The organism is Caballeronia sordidicola, assembly GCF_002220365.1.
GTDB lineage: Bacteria > Pseudomonadota > Gammaproteobacteria > Burkholderiales > Burkholderiaceae > Caballeronia > Caballeronia sordidicola_C.
The window spans coordinates 1-21,054 of sequence record NZ_MTHB01000024.1 but is presented as its reverse complement, the minus strand read 5'-3'; the positions used below and the strand labels follow the sequence as shown (position 1 = coordinate 21,054).

Genomic DNA, 21,054 nt, shown 5'->3' with positions numbered 1-21,054 from the left:
AGTTCGATCACGCAGAAAAGCGGATTTGCGTGGGGCACTTCGTCACTTGCTTCACAGCTTGCTCGGCTCGGATCGCGGCAGCGTATCGGTGGAACTCGTCATAATCGTTCCGCTCATGGTGCTGCTGATGGTGGGATTCAGCGAGATCTATATGTACATGCGGACCGTTAGCGCGCTGGAACACACCGCGTTCATGCTAGCCGATTCGCTCGGGCAGACACCCCAACTCATCAACACCAACGCCACCACTGATTCGAATGATTTGGGCTCGATCTGGAACGCGGCAACGCTCCTGAGCGCGCCGGACAGCTTGAACCAGGGCGGCGGCGTAATCATTACATCGGTTTGCGAACTTACGTCCTCTTGCCAATCGACGATCAATACTCCCACCATGGCGGCCGGCGTGCCGCACATCAGTTGGCAGGCAAGTGCTCCATGGAACGGCCGCGGCATGACGACGGGCGTGACCCCCGGCAACATCCTTCCCGCGACCTGGCCGTTCCGTAACGGGGACTCGGCCATTGTGGTGGAGGTTTTCTACACGTTCAATCCTTTTGCGCTGACTACCGGGTTGTGGCCTGGTGCTCCGGGCACGCAAACTATCTATGAGCGTATCTATGTGCGTCCGCGTTCCGGTCAGCCGCTCGAACTGGTGTCCGGATGATGTTGAACCGCTCTTCCAAGCAACATCACGATGACCCCCTCGCCCAGCCAGTGGGTCCGAACGTTGGACGCGCCGCCGCATTGCTGCGTGGGGATGAGGGCGCGGTCGCGGTCATATTTGCAATATGCGGCAGCATGATGATTGCGTCGTTATGCATTGCGCTTGATACGATCGACGGAGGCATGACACAGTCGCGCATGCAGTCGGCGCTTGACGTGGCGACACTATCGGCAGGCGTCGACCTCAAGCACGGCGCGGGGCTATCGGTTGCCCAGTGGCAGAAGGACGCGCGTGCCTATTACAACGCGAACATGCCGATCGGGTATATGTCGCTCACCATGCCTGACAGCGGTTTTTCGGCAACGTTGTCCGGGTCGCCGGCCACGGGAGAAACCATTCAATTGTCAGCGGCGGGCACCTTGAAACTGATCGCGCCAGTGGTCGTGCCCGGGACGTCCGGCAGCGGCTCGGGTTCCGGTGGCCAGACTTTGCCGACCACCACACCCATGGCAGCCAACAACACCGCGCTGTACCTCCCGCAGAGCACGCTGGAACTGGCGATGGTGCTCGACAACACGGGATCGATGGCAGACCCTGCCAGCTCGGACTCGAGCCAGGGCAGCAAGATCGAGGGGCTGCGCACGGCGGCGAACGCGCTGGTGTCGCAGATTTTCGCCCAGTCGGGCAACAATTCCTACATCGGCCTGGTGCCGTTTACAACCATGGTGAATGTTGGCACGTCGCTGCTTCCCACCGGTAGCTGGATCACGCCCGCGGCGAACGACCCCAACAGCTACAACTCCACCGGTATCTCGATGATGGTGCAGCCGTCAGTGACCGGATCGGGATGGGGCGGTTGCCCGGTTGAACCGCGCGTGGGCAGCGCCAGGAACCTGTATCCGCTGGCCTACGCGCCTGCCAGTTCGCCAGGCTTTACGCCGTTCTACTACAACGTTCCGAAGGCGGGTTTCAAGATCACGAACTACAGCGCCGTCGCCAAAGATACTTCTTGCCCGGTGGCCAATGTCAATACTGTGATGAACGTGCCGCTGACTTACCAGATCTACGGCTCGCCGAGCTGCGGCACCAGCATGCCAGCGACGATCTATAACTCCTGGTTCCAGCCGCCGGCGACCGGGAACAATGCCCCCGCGATGACGACCTGGGATCAGAACGGAAATTCGTATTATTCGAACGAAAGACCCTGCCATATCCAGCCCATGCTGTTCCTGACTCAGAATCAGACCACGTTGGCTGCTGCGATCAACCAGATGACGGCAAACGGCTCGACGATCATTCCAACCGGCCTGTTGTGGGGATGGCGCATGGTGTCGTCGGCGTGGTCGCCCCAGGTGTCGAGTTCGAATGGCTGGGTGTCGTCCGATCCCAACCTGCCCCGGCCAGAAGCGACGACGCAAGGCTTGCAGCGGGTCGTGATCGTCCTGACCGATGGCGAGAACGATCCGGGCGGCGCGAGCGGCATCATGCCGTCTCCTTCGTTCAACGGTTTGTCCGGCGTAGGCAATAGCGCGTTGACGGCGCCCACGGTCGGCCTGCCCAACGGTTCGACGACTTCTGTAGCCGATATCAACACCTTTCAGCTCGCCGTCTGCACCGCGATGAAGAACGACGGCATCACTATCTATTCGATCACCTTCGGTACCTACGGAACCGACACGACGAGCGTACAGGCGCAACAGACCATGCAGAACTGCGCGTCGCCGGGCAACTATTACCATGCGCCGACCAACGCGGCCCTGACGGCCATTTTCCAGCAGATCGCCGGCAATCTAGGTGTGCTCCGTCTGACGCAATAGGGCGCGAGCAAACGCACGGCCCGATGCCAGGCAGCGTAGCCATCGAGCGTGATGGTTTCGGTGAGCACCCCTGATGCTTGACGGCCTTCTTGAAAAACGCTTTTGCTGTAGCCACGTCGCGGTTGGCGCGTAGCACGAAGCCTCCCGTCTGGCCGGCCCGATCCACCGCCCGATAGAGGTAGACCCACTTACCCCGGATTTCCAGGGACGTTTCGTCGACACGCCACGACAGTCCTGCGGGAGTGCCAAAGCGGTTCCAGCATTCGATGAATTCGGGCGGATAAGGGTGCGCCCCGCGCGGGATTGTCGTGTGCGAGAGCGACAAACCTCGCGCAGCCATCATCCCGGCACGATCCAGCAGGCCAAGCTTGTAAGACAAGTACCAGCGAAGACACAGAAGGATGATCTCGCGATCATAGTGTTGCCCATCGAACAGCCGGGCCAGCTCTTCAGCGCATTCATCGCCGGTTCTCAATTCGCGTAGTCCGACGACTCTAATCCATTCCCGTCTCCGCTCGCACCGGATCCGTCAAGGTGTGCCACGTAGTACCAGCGCCTGCTCAACCGCATTCGTGGCTTCGTCCGCCCCTGCCGAACAGGTTTGCCGGTGGGCGGGTTACCTTCCGCCAAGACTCTTTCGTTCAATTACACCAACCGCATGCAAACAGTTAGATAATATGCAATCAAAATATTGATCCTGCAGGAGACATATTCAGTCGTTTTTGCGGTCAAATTAAGCGTATACCCTAGTACCAATTTGAAATATTGGCGTCTTACACTGTTTGCCAGCAATACAACTATTTACATATGAGATAGTGCGAAAGATATGCGGCTGCCATGCGAGGACAGCTAACGCGTCTTGCCGCTCTAAGTTAGCAACGGTTTGTGCCGATTCAATTTATTGATTCAATAGATAAGTAATACGAAATGATAAAAATTTCTTGCACCCGCGTTTGGGTCCATGTGAGCAGTGATAAGTCTGCTTTTGTCGAGCCTGGCCACTACTAGCCAAGCCGTGGCGAAGAAGCCTATGGCGCAAGGAATGACTCGAGTGAAGAAGTCAATAAACCGTCAACGCAATAGTTCTGTTTAAGTTTGTTCATGATCTAAGGGGATCGAAATGTCAGGAAACAAGTGCCGCGCCTTCATCAAGACTTTGTCAAAACTGGCTTGTGCGGCGGGATTGATCGCCGGCATTAGTAGCCCAGCGGACGCCACCAACGTCTTGACATTTGGCACACCTGGTCGTCCAGGCGGGTGGAGTTATCAAGGTTTCATATCGGATTCCCTAAGCGGATCGATTCCGACCTTGTCGGTCTTCAACATGGTCTCGTACTACACACCCGTCGGCATCACCGGGACCACCCGAGACCAGTTTCAGTTCGAACTGAGGGGAGCAGTCGGACATACGTCGCTTGATGGCAAGGGGTCACCCGTGTCGGGTTCCTCTCCGGGCTTCTCCCTTGAGTATTACTATGCAATCGTGCCTCAGAACGGTCCCGACAAGATGGCTCCGGGGTTTTTCGAAATGTGGACAAACCCGCAGATCGTTATTAATTTTCCTACAGGTCTCACGCGCACCAGTGGCTATGGATCAGGAACAGATCAATACAGCTTTACACTCGAAGACAATAACTATATCGCGCTCGGCCGGTTCGGGATCAGCATCAACCCGTTGACCATCACTTATGCCGCCAGGAACATGAACGCCACTATTGTCAACGGACAGCTGTTCCAGAAGACCAACGGGGTGTCTATGACCTTCATGGATACCGCCGTCGGCTATTGGGTCACGCCGAATCTCATGCTAGGAGCGCAGGCACAATACAACGTGAACAACGTCTATAACTCGGACAATGCCCGAACCGCTGATGCGCGCGGCGGACCCGCGTTCATCTACACCGGATTTGGAAAGCAGGGCTTTTATTTTGCCGGCAACTTTTCGCGCGACTTCTACCACACGTCCAACACGCAACGAGCAACTGTTGTGCAACTCTGGGTTGAAAAATACTTCTGATGGCGCACCGATTCACTTAAAAGTCGTCTAATAACCCGCGGACGCGGGGTTTTTGAAAATGCGCAATAAAATCAGCGCCACGAGGGTTGTTTGCCCGGTTCCAGAGATCCGTTTGCGTTGCGTCCTTGCGAACCCGTTACTAACTGGGCAATTCCCAGAGCGGACGATTAGAGTTTTGGCTTAGATCGAGCGCCGTCGAAATCGACTGGACGTGTCGCACTTTTTGCGCAGTGTACCCTCAGGGTTCGGACCTATCGAATAAGTTCACCATTTTTCGGACGCCCGAGATTTCGATGATGAGAGGTCTCCGACACGAAATCCGCTGAATCTCAGTTTGTCGATATTGGCGGGCGCTATCGAGCGTGTCATTGAATTTTGTCGAAAGCTTGTTGGCCTGCCCCGGGTGGTGAGAAGGTCGTCGTCTTGGCATGTGACGTTGTCAGCGACCTCACTTTCTTTTAATTGTATTTGGGAGATTCGGAATGAAAACGAAAGAAATTACGTTAGCCTCGGTCGTGGGTGTGATGTTTATGTTTGGCGCATTCGCTAGTCAATCCGCAAACGCCCAGACGGCTTCGGACACACACATATCGAGCAAGTCACAGTCGAAGGCCGAGCGCAAGGCGGCCCGGAAGCAGAGGCACTATACGGATCAGAAAAAATACGGAAAGGACGGGTATAGATGAGGCGAGCGATACGCACTCAGTGAGCCTGCGTGTTCTCTCGTTCGTGCTTCCAATTGCAAGCGACCGGTTCCCAGGCCAAGAATGGAGCACTCCCCATGCACTGGGGATGGTGATCTTAGCCATGGGGATCTTTAAACGGGAAAGGAAATTGCTCCGCCGCTTACTGATATCGGATTGCGGCGCCCGCAAAATGTAGCATTCCTCCTGACGCGTGCGAGATGGCCGATAGCGGATTCACCGTGCGATTGTCCATCCCTTCGGAGGTGACTTCTAACTCGCATATAGCGGAAGCCTCGGCGCGAGTGGGGTTTTTTCACAAAGGCATCTTTAGTCCCGCACTGCCAGGATGTGCTCTCCCTTTCACCCGAGGGATAGATCCGTGAAAAGCAGGCCTTGCTCGCGGTCGCCGGGTTATCCTCGGTTCCGTTGCGTCGGCTGGCTACATTTCATCATCGCGTGTGCCATAACGTAAATGTGCATGGACACTAGCAGAACCGCTGGCAATCAACTGCCATGCCTCGCTCAACGCAGGTTTAATTTTTCTCATCTGCATGTTAGCGTGTCCGGGTGTTCCTCTGCGTGACAGCACGTACCGCAGAGGAATGCCTAAAATGCGGTTTTTCGCTTAATCCAGGATCGTAGCTGCCGCTCCTCCCATTTTCGCCCCTCGAAAAACAAGCTTCCATTTCGGACAAGCGGCCGATCTCCACCATGGCCTTTCTCGCGCTCGAAACTCGTTGACTCTCATCTTGTCGATTTGGGATCAAGCGTTGCGTACAACAGCAAGGTGGCCATAATGCATGCGACGCCTCCGTCGCATGCAGGTTGATGACCCTTCGTCCCTTGGCGCCCATAACAATCGGATGATTTCCTCAATGATCGTCATGACGGATCCGAGGCGGCAGGCGACATGCACTTGGCTCATTCGGCGATGAGTCCACTGTCGAGGTTGCATGCACGTTCTCGCTTGAACTAGGCAAAGTCAAGCGGATGACCGCGATTAGAAAAGTCAGCTTTCGAATACATACAAACGCGTGATTTCACGAGATGCGCAGATGCCGCTCAAGGTAACCTGCAAAGTGCGAAAGAGTAAGCACCACGGCGATATAGATCGCGCCGACCACCGTGAACATCTCGAACTGAAGGTAGGTGACATTGGCCACCTGCGCCGCTTCGTACGTCGTATCAGCCACGCCGATTACGCCTACGATCGAACTGTCCTTGATGATTACCGTCAGTTGATTCACTAAAGCGGGCAGCGCGAGTCGGAAGGCTTGAGGTAACAATACAACCTGAAACGCTTTCGTCCCACTCATGCCGAGGCAAAGTGCCGCTTCGCGCTGCCCCGGATCAATTGCCTGAATGGCGGAGCGGAAAATTTCAGCGATGTAGGCGCTGTTGAGCAACGTCAAGGCGATGATCGCAGCGCCAATCGGATCGAGGTCGACATTCATGAACGCCGCGATACCGAAATAGATGAACAGGATGTAGACATACACCGATAGCGATCGGAAAACCTGGATATAAAAAAAGGCGACGTTCCGTATCCAATGGATGCTTGAAAGGCGCACTAGCGCGACGAGCAAGCCAACTGCGAGCGCGGCGAGAAAACTACAGATACTCACGATTGCGGTGTACTGCAATCCGATGAGAAGGGCGGGCAACTGCTCGAATGCGGTCAGCCAGTTGTGTCCGAGATTAGCGACGGAGTTCATGAGTCAATCCTTCCTTAATTGCCTTTAAGCGAGCGTTCAGTCGCGGCGACGATCAGCGAGAAAGTGACGACCAGCACAACGAGGATGACGGCGACTGCCGAGAATGCCTCAAAGGGTTTGAAGAAAGTCGTGCTGATGTCCTGTGCGACGTAGACGATTTCCGGCACGGAGATAACTGCTGCATAGGTTGCGGCCTTCAGCAGAAACACGAAGACATTCCCCAGGGGTGGCAATGCTGTGCGTAAAGCCTGGGGCAACAGGATATCCGTGTAGATAGCGGACCAGCGCATACCGAGAGAGCGGGACGCTTCGAGTTGCCCACGATCAATGGCTTCAAAGCTTCCGCGGAAGATTTCTGCCGTGAGGCCGGAGCCGGTGATCGCAAGCGCCACAATCGCCGCGGCCGTGGGGCTCAGGGAGAGCTTCATCGCGGTTGCCAGTCCGAAATAGAGCCATAAAAGCAGCACGTAGAACGGCACACCCCGCACGATCTGAATGAAGATGTACGCGGGCGTCGACAGGATCCGGGTGCCGCTGATTCGGCACTGTGCGACAACGAGGCCCACGACACAGGCGAGTAGAAACCCTGCGACCGCCATATAGAGGTCGAGGCCGACGCCTTGAAGAAAAAGAGGCCAGTGAGACCAGACAACTGACCAGTCAAGAGAGCTGAGATCCATGGTTACACCGCGTTTAAATCTTGAAAACCAATTGAACGGACTATTTCGCGTCCGCAAAGCAGGGCGGCAGTCAGAATCGGGCCGAGCGACCCGCCGGCGCCGGGGTATCCGAGGCCCATCCAGCTCGCTGCGACATTGCCGCAAGCGAAGAGACCCGCAATCGCATTTCCCTCGCGATCGAGGACAGCGCCTTCCAGCGACGTGGCGAGTCCGCCTTTGGTTCCAAGATTGCCGAGCGAAATAGGAACTGCATAAAACGGCGCGACATCGAGCGGCGCAAGACATGCGTTGGGTTTGTGCTCAATGTCGCCGTAAAACTGATCGTGACGGCTGTCACCCCGGCCGAACTGCTGATCGACGCCGTGCCTGGCCTGGTCATTGAACGCGGCAACGGTATGCTGCAGGTCCACGGGCGAGACACCGATGCGCTTCGCGAGCAGAGCAGGTGAATCAGCCTGGATGAACCAATCCGGGGGAGGCTGGTTTTTCGATACCGTCAGCACGTTGTAGCGACGCTTGAAATTCGAGTCGAAGACAAGCCATGCCTTGTCGTTAGGATAGGTGCATGACTTGGGGTCGAACCGCAGAAAGGCTTTGCCGAGATCGTTATAGGACGACGCCTCGTTGGCGAAGCGGTGACCTGCGCGATTGACCATGATGCTGCCCGGTAACGCCAGTTCACGCACGACATTGCGCGCGGCTGCCTGCCCATCTTCGGCTTCACCCGGAATCTGTATGGCGGCGGTCCACCACGATTCCCCCATATTTGCGAGCTGCGCGCCCACGCACAACCCGGCGAGCAGTCCATCGCCCTCATTAAAAGGGGGCGAGACCGGCAGTTGGGGAACGGTCCCGAAGAAGGCTTTCGTAAGCGTTGTGTTCCACTCGAAACCTCCGCACGCGAGAATCACCGCATGGGCCTGGATTGCGCGCTCGACGCCGCCGTCCATGTCGGAAATTCTCACGCCCGAAATCCGGCCATCGCTAAAAGAAAAATCGTGGAAGCGCGCGTTAGCAATGATTTCAACGCCCGCTTTAGCGCATGCTTCAACGAGCGCTGCGACCAGCGCGGCGCCCTGTGTGAGCTGCCCGTTTTTCTCGCGCTGGTCCGCGAGGTCTGCGGCGCTGTTCTGGCGCGATTCCACGGATGTCACAGGCCGCCGGTAGCGCGAGCGTCGCACTGAAGGATAGCCGGCCGGGTTGACATGGGTGAACGGCAGCGGTTCGAGTGAGCGGCCATCGCATGCACCGGGCCATTCGGCGTGATAGTCCGGGCGATCAACCGCAAACAGGCGCAGGTCTGTCGCTGATTCGATGAACGTGACGACGCCGGGAGCTGCGTCGGCGAAGGCTTCAAGATACTGTTCCGGTACCGATCCCAGGGTGACCTGCCTGAGATAGGCGAGCGTCGCGTATCTATCGTCATTACGACCCAGATCCTCCATGTGCGGATTTCCTGGCAGCCAGATCTGACCGCCCGAAATCGCGGTCGTGCCACCGAGAAGTGACGATTTTTCGACGAGCAGCACCCGCGCGCCTGCGCGTGCGGCGGCAAGAGCACTCATCAGCCCGGCGCCGCCGGAGCCGATTACTACAATGTCAAATTCCCGCGCTTGTGCGATGGCGAGGTCAGCGTTCGACAAATTCACTCCAGTTCATGAAGTCTTGATGAGCCCGCCACCAGCGCCGACGGCGACGCTGGGCAGGTTGTATTTCTTGGCGTCGTTGACAACCCACTTTTCCCATAGTTTCTGCATGCTGCCGTGCGCCGCGCTGTACGAGAGCCAGTTGTTCATCCACGTGAGAGTCCGGATATCGCCCTCGGGAAGATAGAAGCTGGCGCTGTCAACGTAGAGTGGATCTGAGCCCAGCACCTTGACCGGCTGGCCATTGCGGATCGCATTGATCGCTGTGTACAAGGATTGAATAGTTGCGTCGGCGCGGCCCGAGCCCACTTCATTGAGGGCTTCGGGCACGCCTGGGAACGCCAGGATCTGCGCATTGGGAAACGTCACTTTCGCGACGGCCTCCTGCGACGTACCCTGGAGCAGCGCGAACTTGACGCCGGGCTTATTCAGATCGTCAACACTCTTGAGATGCGAGTCCTTGTTCACGAGGCAGAAGACCGAGTGGTAGGCAGCCGGGAACGCCGTGAACCAGCCATTGAGCGCGCGGCTGGGCAGGTTGGTGATCGGCTCGATCATGTCGACCTTGCGCGACTGAACCGCGGCAACTAGTTGGCCGAACGGCATTTCCACAAACTCGACCGCGATATCGGGCGAGAGATCATGAAACATGGCCTGGACGAGCTCAACGGTGTAACCCGTCGGCTGCTTCGTGGTGGTATTGCGAAACTGCATCGGCGGCGAACCAAACTCGAAGCCGAGCACGGCTTTTTTTGTCTTGAGCCATTTATCGAGAAGCGATCCCGCGGCGCCGCCAGGGCCAGCTCCGAGAGCAGGGGCTGCACGTTTCGTGCAGCCGGCGAGCAGTGCAGCGCCGGCACCAATTCCGAGGCCACATGCTTTCAGGATGGACCTTCTTTGCATGCCCGCAGGCTGTTGTTCGGCGACCTTTTGAATTGCGTTGTCCATGGTCTTCCCCATTACCCGTAAAGTGTGATTGGCGCTACTAGATCGCTGTGAATCCGCCGTCGATGACGATCGCCGCGCCGGTGATGTAGCTCGACTCTAGCTCGCTCGCGAGGAATGCAACCGAGCGTGCCACTTCATCGTACTCACCCTCGCGGCCCAACGGGACGAGTTCAGAGGCGCGCGCGCGGCGCTTGACGAGCGCTTCGTCTGTCATGTCTGCGCGGCGGTCGGTCATGACTGATTCGAGGAAGCCAGGGCAGATGCAGTTGGCGCGGATCTTGTCTTTGGCGTGGTCGCGCGCGATGGATTTTGTGAGCTGAATGACTGCCGCCTTCGAGATGCCATATACGGATTCTCGCGGAGACGCTTTCAATCCAGCGGTCGATGCTGTGTTCACTACCGATCCGCCTCCACTACGAGCAATCAGGGGAATGGCAGCCGTGCAGAACAGATAGACAGATTTCAGATTGATGTCGATCACCTGATCGAACAGCGCCTCAGGGGTTTCGATCAATGCGGTTGCGCTGAGCGGGCAGATCGCGGCGTTGTTGAACAGCACGTCCAGTCTGCCGAACGACTTGTCCGCGAGCGCGACGGCGTCTTGCGCCGTCTGGGCCGTGGATACATCACCCACCACGATTTCGACGTGCGCGCCGATATCTCTCAGTTCGTGTTGTGCCGCCAGGAGTTTTTCTCCGTTGACGTCGACGAGGACCAGCGAGGCGCCCTCTTTGGCAAACAGGCGTGCCGTGGCAAGCCCGAGACCGGACGCTGCGCCGGTTGCGAGGATGACTCGATCATTGAATCTGGACATGCGATAAGCCTCAATGGAAAACTGGGGCAGGCCGGAATTCCGGTGCCTCTGATAAGGATTAGAGAATTGAGCCGAGGAATGCCTTGGTACGCGGGTTCTCAGGTTGAGTCACCAATTTGCGTGCGTCGCCTTCCTCGACGATGACACCCTGGTCCATGAAAATGGCGCGATCGCCGACTTCGCGCGCGAACGCCATTTCATGGGTGACGACCACCATCGTCATGCCATCGGTTGCCAGCTGTTTCATCGCTTCCAAAACGCCTTCGCGCAATTCCGGGTCTAGTGCGGAAGTCGGCTCGTCAAACAGCATGATCTGTGGCTTCATGGCCAGGGCTCGCGCGATCGCAACCCGCTGCTTCTGGCCGCCCGACAGTTCGGACGGGCGCGAATCGGCTTTCTGCTGCAGACCAACCCGTTCGAGTTCGTGCATCGCGAGTTCGCGCGCCTGCGCCTTGCCCAGGTGCTTCACCTTGAGGAGCCCAGTCATGACGTTCTGCAGTACTGTCTTGTGCGGGAACAGATTGAATTGCTGAAAGACCATGCCGATCTGTGAGCGGAGCTCGGTGACTTTTCGCTCGCGGGCAAACTGCGCTGGCAGATTGAAACGTGACGGGTGATCATTGGCCCATTCCCTCCCGGCGAAATGCAACGTGCCGGAGTCGGGCGGTGCAATGAGGTTCATGCAACGCAGCAGCGTGCTTTTGCCGGAGCCGCTGGGGCCTAGCAGCACGAGTACTTCCGCGCGGGCGAGGGTGATCGATACACCCTTCAGGATGTGAACCTCCTTCGACTGACCGCGGTTGAACCACTTGTTGATGTCACGCAGCGAAAGTATGGGCTCAACGACCGCCGGCTTTGCGTCGACCGGAAAATCTACTGACATGTTCATTTCATCCTCAAGACTGGGGACAACGGCAGTCGTTGGTCGACGCCTGGAACGGGAACCTGCCGTGTCCGTCGCGTGCATCATTCGAAAAACGTTGCATTGCGGCCGCCGACCGTAATGTCGAAGTGGTATGTACCCGTAAACCCTTCCAGAGGGCTGTCGGTACGCACGCCGAGGTGTCGTTGCTGAGCGTCGCCAAGAAGGAAAAACGACGGATCTTTGTCGAGATACGGGTCACCCGCGAAATACATCTGTGTGATCAGACGTGCCGACGAGCCAAGGATCGAGAAGTGAACATGTTTGGGCCTCCAGCGACCGATGTCAGGGCGAGCAAGATAAGCGCCTGGATCGATTGTGTAGAACGCGTAGTTACCATCGCTGTCCGTGATGGTCCGACCAATTCCGAGAAAGTTCGGATCCAGCGGTTGGACTGCCGGATCATCACTGTGCGTATAGCGTCCCCATTTGTTCGCGTTCCAGATTTCGACAAGCGCGTGCCGGATCGGGCGCCCGCGCTCATCGGCAAGTCGCCCCGTGACTTCGATCCGGTCGCCTTCGGCAAGAGGGCGACCTGGCGCGATGCGGCTCAGGTCGTTTTCACCATGGCGCGGGGTCGGCAAGGTTGTGACGAAAGGAACAAAGGACTCACGTGCGGCCTCAGGAATGAGGAACAGGGGAGACTCTGGAGTGCGCTGCTCAGAGGTCCGGTCAGTCGGGCCAATGACTAGCTTGCGTCCGTGCGAAGTGATCATGGCAAAGGGCTCCGTTTATCAGCTGAGAAGGTCGTCAAAAAAGGGCGTCTCGTTCTCGCCGCGAAACCTGACTTGAAGCAAGTAGGTTGCTACGCCATCCACATCATCAACCCGGCGTGCAACGAGGCGATCACGCAAATCGGGTGGCAGGGATAAAAGAAGGGGATCACCTTCGTTGAGCAACTCATCGTCAAAGAAGAATTGCGAGACAAGTCGGTTGAATCCGTCGCAGAAAAACGTGAGGGTGAAGTGGGGTGCGCGAACGGACGAGCCGCCGTTGACGGGCCCGGGTTTAATCGTGTCAATCTCGAATGTGCCGTCGCGCGAAATTACGCGCCCAAAGCCTTCGAAGTAAGTGTCCACCGCTCGATCAGAGGCATTGTCGGGACGGCGCGATACTCCCGCTGCATTCGCCTGCCAGACGTCGATTAGCGAGCAGCCGCCAGCGAGCTTCCCAAATGTGTCGAGCATCTGGACTTTGATACGAACAGGCGTTCCCGCCGCCGCGACGTTCAATCCCGGGAACGGGTTTCGCAGGTCGAGCCGCTCGCGTGCCGCATAGCAAGGCGGGAAGTATGGTCCGATAGTGTCATCTGATGTCGGCAACAGGGTAGTCATCGTGAAAGCTCAAAAATTAAAGGAAGTACCATTAGGCTAATATACAAACAACAAAATCATATGTAAACAGGGGTTTGTTTGTAGGCTAGCGAAAGCCTGCTATTATTAGCCTGTACAACATTGGTGCAGCCATGAACACGGAAGTCATCACCGACAAGAATCACAGCATTTATTTCGTGCCCGGCCTCCAGCGTGGCCTGCGTTTGCTGGAAGTTGTGGCTCGATCCGACAAGCCGCTATCGGTCACTGAAGTTGCCCAGCGACTCGAGTTAAGTCGGTCCTCAGCCTTCCGCCTGGTCTATACCCTGCAGTTCATGGGTTTTTTGCAACCATCGTCGGACCAGCGCACGTTTCAGCTTGGTGCGCGGGTGCTGAACCTCGGTTTCTCGTTTCTCGCCAAACAGGACATCATCCAGATCGCTAAACGTGACCTGGAAAGCCTGCGCGACGCTACTGGTATTTCAGCGCATTTGGCGATCCGCGACAGTCTCGAAGTGCTGTTCCTGGATTGCGTCCAGACCCGCACGGGTTTTCTCAGTAATGTGAACGTCGGGACACGGCTTCCGGCCTATGCGTCGCCGATGGGCTGGCTGATGTTGTCTGAGCTGCCGAACCGGGAACTAGCGAGCCTTTATAAAGACGTCAAGTTCGAACGTTTGACGGAGAAGACACCCTCCGATCTCGGGGAACTGATGCAAGCTATCGCAAGGGCGAGCGCCGACGGATACGTCTTTAGTCACGGGATCGTTGAACAGGGCGGCTCGTCGGTGACTGCGCCGATTTTCGAAAGCTCGGGAAGCATCGTGGCAGCCATCGATATTTCGGGGCCGGAATCAGCCTTTGACGGCGAGAAGCCCGAAAAGACCTACGTCGACGCCATATTGAACGCAGCGTCTGCCATTTCCGCGCGCCTCGGCTATAGAGGATAAGAATCAGAGGATAAGAATTCGGGCTAGTGATGGGCTTTCAAGCCTCCCTGATGAGGCGCAGGCCGGTGCGGTAGCGTGCCGCTCTTTTCACATAGCCCGCGGCCGTACCCTTTAGCTTTTCAACCTCTTCGTCGCTAAGCTGCCTGACCACCTTGGCGGGACTTCCAAGAGCGAGCGACCGGTCCGGAATGACGGCGCCCGCAGTGACGAGCGCGCCAGCACCAATCAGGCATGATTCACCGATCGTCGCGCCGTTCAATACGACAGCCTGCATTCCAATCAACGAGCCTTGGCCTACCTTGCAGCCATGAAGCATGGCTTGATGACCAATGCTCACATCGGGACCCACTTCAAGCACAAATCCAGGGTCGGTATGCAGCACGGCGCCTTCCTGAATGTTCGAGCGCTCGCCGACAACGATCCGGTCATTGTCCGCGCGGATGGTCGCTCCCGGCCACACGCTAACGCCTCTACCCAGCACCACCGCGCCGATTATGGTGCTCTCCCGCGCTATCCAGGCGTCTTCGGCGATTTCAGGCGCCATGTCGTCAAGGCTGTAGATGCTCATTTTCAATCCAGGGAAGGGGCGACACAGCTGTGCTCAGCCGCCTCGCCGTGTTGCTATCAGAATCGACCTGCGTCGACTTTCATCCGCTCGCCGGTGACGCTGCTACTGGCGTCTGACGCGAAGAAGAGGGCAACTTCTGCGACTTCTTCGGGGTCGACCCAACGGCGCAGGGCAGCGACAGACGTATAGTTTTCCTCAATGATCTGTGCTTCGGTTTTACCTTCAGCCTGGGCGCGACGAGCGACGACCTTGTCCATGAGTTCACCGCTGATGGCTCCCGGGCACAGAGCGTTCACCCGCACGCCGGCGGGACCCACCTCGCGAGCCATCGACTCTGTGATGCCGATAAGCGCGAATTTCGTTGCCGAATACGCTGTGCGCATCGGATAGCCTTTCAGGCCCATCAGTGAGGACATGTTGATGATTGAACCGGAACCTTGCGGCACCATGATGCGCGCCGCTTCCCGCAGGCAGAGCATCGCGCCGCGCAGGTTGATGTTGATACAGCGGTCCCATTCGGTTATATCCATGTCCGCGATCGGCATGATCGGGCCGCTCATGCCAGCGTTGTTGACGAATACGTCGAGACGCCCATGCCGCGCCTTGATAGCAGCAAATAACTGCGCGACGTCCTTCTCGTCGGTCAGGTCGGCAATGATGGCTTCGCCGCCGGTTGTTGCCACGACGGCTGCGAGTGTTTCAGCAGTGCGCCCAGCAACGACGACTTTCGCGCCGGCCTGTGCGAACTTTTCGGCGATGGCGCGGCCGATACCCGTACCGCCGCCGGTAACGAGAGCGACTTTGTCAGTGAGAGCGACTTGAGGCTTGTTCATGTTTTTCCACAAAACGGATAGGGTCAAAGAGGGGCAGTTCCGGCTCGCGCCCGAGTATGTAATCGCCCATGAGACGGCCCATGTACGGGCCAATGGTGTATCCGCCCCGCACGCAGCAGAGCACGAAAAGGTTGTCCCATCCGGGCAAGCGTCCGGCCATCGGCAGGAAGTCAGGCGAATTGGCTTCAAATCCGGTCCAGCAGCGAACGATCCGTGCGTCGACCAATTCGGGCAGCGCGTACTGCGCGAGACGCAGATTTGAAGTCAGCGTCTCGGCGACAACCTGGCCTCGGCCTACCTCGGGCGTACCGGTTCCCTGCCACCCGCCACCTATGAGAACGGTACCGTTGGTGGACTGCTTGAGCGTCAATAGCCCGGTAGCGTGGCCAATCACGTTCTTTGCGAGCTTTGGCATGCGCTCAGTGACCGATACAGTGTTGATCCGCACGCGAATAGGCAGCGGCACGCCCAGTCTCGCGCTGATTTCCTTGGTCCACGCGCCGGTGGCGAGAAGGGCTCTGCGGGCCGCATGAACACTTCCGCCCGCTCGGAGTGTGATTCCGTCTCCGGATGGCTCGATCTCATCGACCGTGGTCAACTCCAGAACATGCACGCCGGCATCCGCGAGTTTTCTGCGGTAGTAGGCACCAGTCAGGCTGGAGTTCGCGTAGCCGTCGGCGTGGCAATAGCTGGCTGACACGATGCGCTCGGTCAGATGTGGCTCGAGTTCGCGCGCGTGCGCGCCGGTAATCATTTCAATGGGAGCGCCGGCGTTGATACGCGCGGTCATCCGTTCCTCGAGGATTTGCGCTTCGTGCTGTGTGAACGCGAGGGTAATTCCACCCGACTCCTTGAAGCCGACCGCCTCACCGGCATCAGCCCAGATCGCATGGCCTTTGAGGGCATAAGGCATCAACGCGACGCGTTTGATTTGAAGCGAAAGGGTTCCGGCGTTGACGCCCGAGGCGCCCATGCCCAGTTGCTGTGCCTCGCACAACAGGACACGCATGCCACCTTTGGCGAGCTGTATTGCAGTAGCCGCACCCATAATGCCGCCGCCAACGACGGCGCAGTCATATTGATGGTTCATGCGGGTGCTGGCTCCGGCAGAGGAATATCGGAATACTCGAAGTCACCCGTGACGGCACCGAGCGAAATCGGGCGAAGCGGGGGGCGAGCAGTGAACTGGCCAATACGTACGCGGTCTATTCCCTTGCACTCCATCAAGGCCGAGGCCGCCTCTGCGCACATACGACCACCGCAGGGACCCATCCCGCAGCGAGTCGCGAACTTCAGCGCATTGATGGTCTTCGCTCCTGCTTCGATTGCCCCGCGCACTTCTCCAGCGGTAGTGTCCTCACATCGGCAGACAATCGTTGTGTCCGGGATCGATTCGACGAGCGAGGGCCGCGGGCGGGCGACGTAAGCCATTGCCGCCCCGAAACGGGACGCTTTCGCCAGTTGCGAGTGCAACCGGTCAGCCTTAGCTACATAAGTGGGAGGCGGAAGTTTCCCGAGATCGGTTGCCGCAGTCAGCGCGGCAAGCGATCCGGTCAGGGGGGCTGCTGCCGCTCCAAGCAACCCGGCGCCATCGCCAGCGCCGTAAAGATTGGGTACCGACGTGCGCTGCGCGGTATCCAGTTCTGGAATCCAGCCACCGCGAGCCGGATCAAAGATGTGATTCGCGCCGAGCAGCCGATACACCTCAGTGGCCGGAGTCAGGCCATAGCCGAGACAAAGTGCATCGGCCTTGATCACAGCATGCTCTTGCGAACCGGATCGTTCTGACGTTTCGATTCGTGCGATCTCCACACCTTCGACACCGGTCTCGCCAAGTACGCGCGTTACATCAAACCCGCGGTACACGGGAATCTTCTTGCGGGCGACCTCGAGTTGCCAGACGAGACCCCGGAAAAGCAGATCCGGTCGGGCTGCCATGCGTGGAACCAGGTCGGTCCACTCCTTAAACGGGCTCACGTCTACAATAGCCGCGACACGACCACCCGCTTCGATGATGAGGTGGGCGACGAGCGAGAGCAGTGGGCCAGCGCCGGCGACAACGACATTCGAGCCTGGAAATATCCTCGATGATTTAAGGAGAATCGTCGCTGCCGCGAGGCCAACGACGCCCGGCAAGGTCCATCCCGGCCGCGGATAGAAACGCTCGGTTGCCCCCGTGGCGACAATGAGCGAACGGGCCTGCACCGACTCCAGTCCACGCGAGCCTATCATGGAAAGTTCGTAGCTTTGCGAGTCACCAGTCGACGTTCGTGAGATATCCCACACCCTTTCACCTAACCGGCGGGTTGCGTGGCTTGCCTCGAGCCGGCGGCGCAGCGTGTCTCCCTGTGAATGATGCGGGTCTGGCTTGTTGCCGCGCGCGGCAGGCGCACGATAGACCTGACCGCCGGCGGCGGCCGCCTCGTCGATAATTACTGTGCGTAGACCGAGGTCTGAGGCGACACAGGCTGCTTCGGCACCCGCGGGACCGGCGCCCAGAACGGCAACGTCGAATTCCTGTGTCATGTACTCGCTCCGTCGACCTGGTACAACGAAAAGGACTGCACGTCCATACCGGGTTCAGCGGGCGTGTTGCACGACGTGCAGACCCGCCCATTCACGCGTACGACGCACTCCTGGCACACTCCCATCGCGCAGAACACTCCCCGGGGTGCGCCTGTCCGCGGACTTTGCCGAAACACCTTGATTCCGCAGGCCCAGAGCGCCGCGGCGACCGTGTCTCCCTCCATTGCAGTCACGAACTCGCCATTGAAGCTGAATGAGAAGCAGCCTCGGGAGTCATTCGCCGTGCTCCCATCCGGAACCCGAAGTCCATCGTCATGTTTGCCAGGGGCAGTTGATCTGTTCATGTCGGTAACCTGAACCGGGCTCGCATTTAAAGGACGGAAAGATCGGTGAGTGCGGCTTTCAGTTTGTCGAGATCCGCACCCGTGAGCGGTGCAACAGGCTCTCGGGGTACCCCTGCAGGCTGGCCGATCAGATTGAGTGCCGCCTTGAAGGACGCAGGCCACGTACCCACCCCCATCAGCACTTCATACAGAATTGTCAGTGCGTTGTGGACGCGGCGATATTCCTCATCCGGTGCGGCGCGACCGATGTCCATGATCCGCGCGGCGACCGGTCCGAGAAGTTCGGGGCCTGTCGCGATGAAGCCCTTTGCGCCCAACGCGGCGGCGACAAGCAGGAACGGGGACGGACCTGTCATCACGGAGATGCGCTCGCCGAGCCTACGGATAAGGTGAGTGAGGTGGTGAATGTCACGCGTTGACTCTTTGATCGCAATCACCGGCGCGACTTCGCAGATCGCCTCAACGTCGTCCACGCTCAGGCTGATCCCGGCTCGACGGGGGCTGTTGTAGGCCACTATGGGAATGTCGGTGGCGTCAGCGATCCGCTTGAAGTGCCCAAGCAGTTCGGCACGGGTCGCTTTGAGGACATACGTTTGGGGCATCAGCAGGATTGCAGCGGCACCGCAACCTTCTGCGATCTTCGCGTACTTGATCGATTGCGCAGCAGTGGGCGCGCTCGCACCCAGAATGACCGGAACCTTGCCGTCGGCGGCTTCTATTGCGGCTTCCAGCAGCTTTTGACGTTCGTCGGGCGTCAATGCCCACGACTCACCATTGTCCCCTGCGACGCAAATGCCGTCCGCGCCAATGCTGACGAGCCATTTGACAAGCTTCGAGTAATCGTTGAGCTGGATCTTGCCTTCGCTATCGAACGGCGTAACGACGGCGGGCACAAATCCCTGGAGAGTGACGTGGGGCATTGCGGAGTCCTTATTGGGTCAAAGAGTGTTTGAAGATCGTCCCGGTCTGGGCGTCTACGATGTAAAGAGTTCGCGCGTCATGAGAGAACCGGACGGAGGTCGTCCACATTCCACCAGGCGTCTTGATACGTGAAAGCACTTGGCCGACTTCATCGAGAAGCCAGGCGCACCCTGCCTGAGCATGCGCTACGGCAAGCATCCCGCTGGCCGAAACCGAAAGCCCGTCCGGTCCCAGACCGCCAGACAATTGAAGATAGATCCCTGCCATCGGTTTTCCCGACGACGGGAGGGCGCGCGCAAGTCTCCACACGGCATTGCCGCGGGTTACCGACAGCAGAACATTGGCACCGTCGGACGACACTGCGACACCGTTCGGGTAGGGGACGTTATCGAGCACGCACCGCAGTTCGCCCGCTGGAGAAAGACGGAACAGCCGGCCAGTGGGATCAGTGAGACTCGATCGTCCCGAGTCGGTGAACCAGATCGCGCCGTCCTGATCGGTAACAAGATCGCTCAAGCCACGAAAATTTTCAGTGTTATATCCGCTACAGAGTGATTCCATCGAACCGGTCGCAAGGTTCACCACAAGGAGACCTTTGCGATAGTCGGCGACGACAACACGTCCGTCGGCCAACAATGCCAAGCCGTGTGGTTCACCGTCGTAGACGAATTTCTCCTGCCAACGCGATCCATCTGGCGAAATCGCGAAGATCCTGCCATGAGGCACGTCGGTCACCAGGAGTTCCCCTTCGGACGAGAGCACCAGCCCTTCAAGAAACGAATGCAGTCGCATCCCCGGTCGGGTAACCCTTGTCCACGCGGTCGGCTCGCCCCGGTAGTGAAGGTTGTCCGGCAGGCGAGCGAAAGGGGTGCTGTCCACTGTGGGTAGATACGAGTGCGTCATACAGCCCCCTGTGCACGCAACGCCAGAATGGTTTCCGGGTCGTAGCCCAGGCTGCTCAATACCGCGTCGGTATGCTCTCCGAACCGAGGGGGAATGCTGCGGATTTCAGCGGTGCCCCGAGAGAGAGTGAACGGTGCCAGGGGGACACGCACCGGCTTGCCGCCGCTGTCATGCATTGGGAGTTCTGCGGTGAGGCGACGTCCCTGTTTCTCGACAATGGCGAGCCCCTCGTCGATCGTGCGCACGCGTTCAGCAGGAATGCCCAGACCATGTAACCACAATTCAAGGTCATCGACCGAGCGCGTTGCGAATTCCTTGATGAGAACCTCGCGCATTGTGTTCGCGTGGGCGTGCATCTCATCCCAACTGGATAGTGCTGCGAAGTCCGGCCGGTTCAACGCGGTCCACAGTCGCTCGTGTTGCCGGGCGTTGAACGCGCCCAGCATCAATTTTCCATCTGCAGTCTCATAGCAACCAATGGACTAAACCGCTCGCGCGGTAGGCCCTCCGTTTGAGGCATGTGGTTTTTCGGAGGGACCCGGCTTGGTTTCCTATGTTGATTGATGAGGCGATCCGCCTCGTTACTCGACAGGAGCCGAGCTATGACGACATCCACCGAAGTTATCAGCCCGTTACGCCAGCGCATGATGGACGACATGCGCATGCGTCGCCTCGCGCCGACCACGCAATCCAACTACCTTCGCGTCGTACGCGAGTTCACAGTCTTCCTCGGACGCTCGCCCGACACCGCGACCGTTGAGGAATTGCGACGCTACCAGTTGCATCT

General features: G+C 58.3%; 21 protein-coding genes and 1 pseudogene. 5 read left to right on the top strand and 17 right to left on the bottom strand.

Going from position 1 to position 21,054, the window contains the following annotated elements:
- The first annotated feature begins 88 nt into the window (after nucleotides 1–88).
- Nucleotides 89–664 (top strand): pilus assembly protein, encoded by a 576-nt coding sequence (locus BSU04_RS03380; RefSeq protein WP_256982081.1) that lies wholly within the window; start codon nucleotides 89–91, stop codon nucleotides 662–664.
- Nucleotides 664–2,481, top strand: coding sequence for a VWA domain-containing protein (locus BSU04_RS03375; RefSeq protein WP_256982080.1), 1,818 nt, complete (start codon nucleotides 664–666; stop codon nucleotides 2,479–2,481). Before BSU04_RS03380 ends, BSU04_RS03375 begins: the two co-directional genes overlap by 1 nt.
- 11 nt (nucleotides 2,482–2,492) lie before the next feature.
- Here BSU04_RS03375 and BSU04_RS03370 read toward each other — a convergent pair.
- Nucleotides 2,493–2,956, bottom strand: a pseudogene (locus BSU04_RS03370) (IS6 family transposase); the annotation flags it as partial.
- Nucleotides 2,957–3,601: 645 nt separating this feature from the next.
- On the opposite strand from BSU04_RS03370, the gene BSU04_RS03365 reads away from it, so the two are divergent.
- Complete coding sequence (locus tag BSU04_RS03365; protein WP_144021108.1) at nucleotides 3,602–4,498, top strand: hypothetical protein; 897 nt, start codon at nucleotides 3,602–3,604, stop codon at nucleotides 4,496–4,498.
- A 1,726-nt stretch (nucleotides 4,499–6,224) separates the two neighbouring features.
- Here BSU04_RS03365 and BSU04_RS03355 read toward each other — a convergent pair.
- The 8 genes from BSU04_RS03355 to BSU04_RS03320 form a co-directional block, all read right to left on the bottom strand.
- A complete protein-coding gene (locus BSU04_RS03355; protein ID WP_089159260.1) occupies nucleotides 6,225–6,899 on the bottom strand; it encodes an amino acid ABC transporter permease in 675 nt (224 codons plus the stop codon).
- A 14-nt stretch (nucleotides 6,900–6,913) separates the two neighbouring features.
- Nucleotides 6,914–7,579 (bottom strand): amino acid ABC transporter permease, encoded by a 666-nt coding sequence (locus BSU04_RS03350; RefSeq protein WP_089159259.1) that lies wholly within the window; start codon nucleotides 7,577–7,579, stop codon nucleotides 6,914–6,916.
- A 2-nt stretch (nucleotides 7,580–7,581) separates the two neighbouring features.
- Entirely contained in the window at nucleotides 7,582–9,222 is a 1,641-nt protein-coding gene (locus BSU04_RS03345; protein ID WP_144021107.1) for an FAD-dependent oxidoreductase, read from the bottom strand.
- A 12-nt stretch (nucleotides 9,223–9,234) separates the two neighbouring features.
- Nucleotides 9,235–10,173, bottom strand: a complete 939-nt coding sequence (locus BSU04_RS03340) for a substrate-binding periplasmic protein (protein ID WP_179258187.1) — start codon at nucleotides 10,171–10,173, stop codon at nucleotides 9,235–9,237.
- 37 nt (nucleotides 10,174–10,210) lie between these two features.
- A complete protein-coding gene (locus BSU04_RS03335; RefSeq protein WP_089159256.1) occupies nucleotides 10,211–10,987 on the bottom strand; it encodes an SDR family NAD(P)-dependent oxidoreductase in 777 nt (258 codons plus the stop codon).
- A gap of 58 nt (nucleotides 10,988–11,045) precedes the next feature.
- Nucleotides 11,046–11,876, bottom strand: coding sequence for an amino acid ABC transporter ATP-binding protein (locus BSU04_RS03330; RefSeq protein WP_256982079.1), 831 nt, complete (start codon nucleotides 11,874–11,876; stop codon nucleotides 11,046–11,048).
- A 77-nt stretch (nucleotides 11,877–11,953) separates the two neighbouring features.
- Entirely contained in the window at nucleotides 11,954–12,625 is a 672-nt protein-coding gene (locus tag BSU04_RS03325) for a dioxygenase family protein (protein WP_218827223.1), read from the bottom strand.
- Nucleotides 12,626–12,643: 18 nt separating this feature from the next.
- Nucleotides 12,644–13,243, bottom strand: coding sequence for a dioxygenase family protein (locus BSU04_RS03320; protein ID WP_089159255.1), 600 nt, complete (start codon nucleotides 13,241–13,243; stop codon nucleotides 12,644–12,646).
- Between the two features lie 131 nt (nucleotides 13,244–13,374).
- Here BSU04_RS03320 and BSU04_RS03315 point away from each other — a divergent pair, with 131 nt between their 5' ends.
- A complete protein-coding gene (locus BSU04_RS03315) occupies nucleotides 13,375–14,172 on the top strand; it encodes an IclR family transcriptional regulator (protein ID WP_089159254.1) in 798 nt (265 codons plus the stop codon).
- A 37-nt stretch (nucleotides 14,173–14,209) separates the two neighbouring features.
- On the opposite strand, the gene BSU04_RS03310 is transcribed toward BSU04_RS03315, so the two are convergent.
- The 8 genes from BSU04_RS03310 to BSU04_RS03275 form a co-directional block, all read right to left on the bottom strand.
- Nucleotides 14,210–14,740 carry a gamma carbonic anhydrase family protein gene (locus BSU04_RS03310; RefSeq protein WP_089159253.1) on the bottom strand — a complete coding sequence of 177 codons (531 nt, stop codon included), beginning with the start codon at nucleotides 14,738–14,740 and terminating at the stop codon, nucleotides 14,210–14,212.
- Nucleotides 14,741–14,796: 56 nt separating this feature from the next.
- Nucleotides 14,797–15,573, bottom strand: coding sequence for an SDR family NAD(P)-dependent oxidoreductase (locus tag BSU04_RS03305; protein WP_089159252.1), 777 nt, complete (start codon nucleotides 15,571–15,573; stop codon nucleotides 14,797–14,799).
- Nucleotides 15,545–16,663 (bottom strand): NAD(P)/FAD-dependent oxidoreductase, encoded by a 1,119-nt coding sequence (locus BSU04_RS03300; protein ID WP_089159251.1) that lies wholly within the window; start codon nucleotides 16,661–16,663, stop codon nucleotides 15,545–15,547. The genes BSU04_RS03305 and BSU04_RS03300 overlap by 29 nt, the downstream gene beginning before the upstream one ends.
- Nucleotides 16,660–18,099 carry an FAD/NAD(P)-dependent oxidoreductase gene (locus BSU04_RS03295; RefSeq protein WP_089159250.1) on the bottom strand — a complete coding sequence of 480 codons (1,440 nt, stop codon included), beginning with the start codon at nucleotides 18,097–18,099 and terminating at the stop codon, nucleotides 16,660–16,662. Before BSU04_RS03295 ends, BSU04_RS03300 begins: the two co-directional genes overlap by 4 nt.
- The gene (locus tag BSU04_RS03290) at nucleotides 18,096–18,443 is read right to left on the bottom strand and encodes a (2Fe-2S)-binding protein (RefSeq protein ID WP_089159249.1); all 348 of its coding nucleotides are present in this window, start codon (nucleotides 18,441–18,443) and stop codon (nucleotides 18,096–18,098) included. The genes BSU04_RS03295 and BSU04_RS03290 overlap by 4 nt, the downstream gene beginning before the upstream one ends.
- A 26-nt stretch (nucleotides 18,444–18,469) precedes the next feature.
- Nucleotides 18,470–19,363: a dihydrodipicolinate synthase family protein gene (locus tag BSU04_RS03285; RefSeq protein WP_089159248.1), complete on the bottom strand. Its 894-nt coding sequence runs from the start codon at nucleotides 19,361–19,363 to the stop codon at nucleotides 18,470–18,472.
- A 10-nt stretch (nucleotides 19,364–19,373) separates the two neighbouring features.
- Nucleotides 19,374–20,156, bottom strand: a complete 783-nt coding sequence (locus tag BSU04_RS03280) for an SMP-30/gluconolactonase/LRE family protein (RefSeq protein ID WP_179258185.1) — start codon at nucleotides 20,154–20,156, stop codon at nucleotides 19,374–19,376.
- A 107-nt stretch (nucleotides 20,157–20,263) separates the two neighbouring features.
- On the bottom strand, nucleotides 20,264–20,746 hold the full coding sequence (locus BSU04_RS03275) for a CoA transferase (RefSeq protein ID WP_256982085.1): 483 nt from the start codon (nucleotides 20,744–20,746) through the stop codon (nucleotides 20,264–20,266).
- Nucleotides 20,747–20,869: 123 nt separating this feature from the next.
- On the opposite strand from BSU04_RS03275, the gene BSU04_RS03270 reads away from it, so the two are divergent.
- Nucleotides 20,870–21,054, top strand: a 185-nt coding sequence (locus BSU04_RS03270) for a phage integrase N-terminal SAM-like domain-containing protein (protein ID WP_179258184.1), incomplete at its 3' end; no start/stop codon positions are given.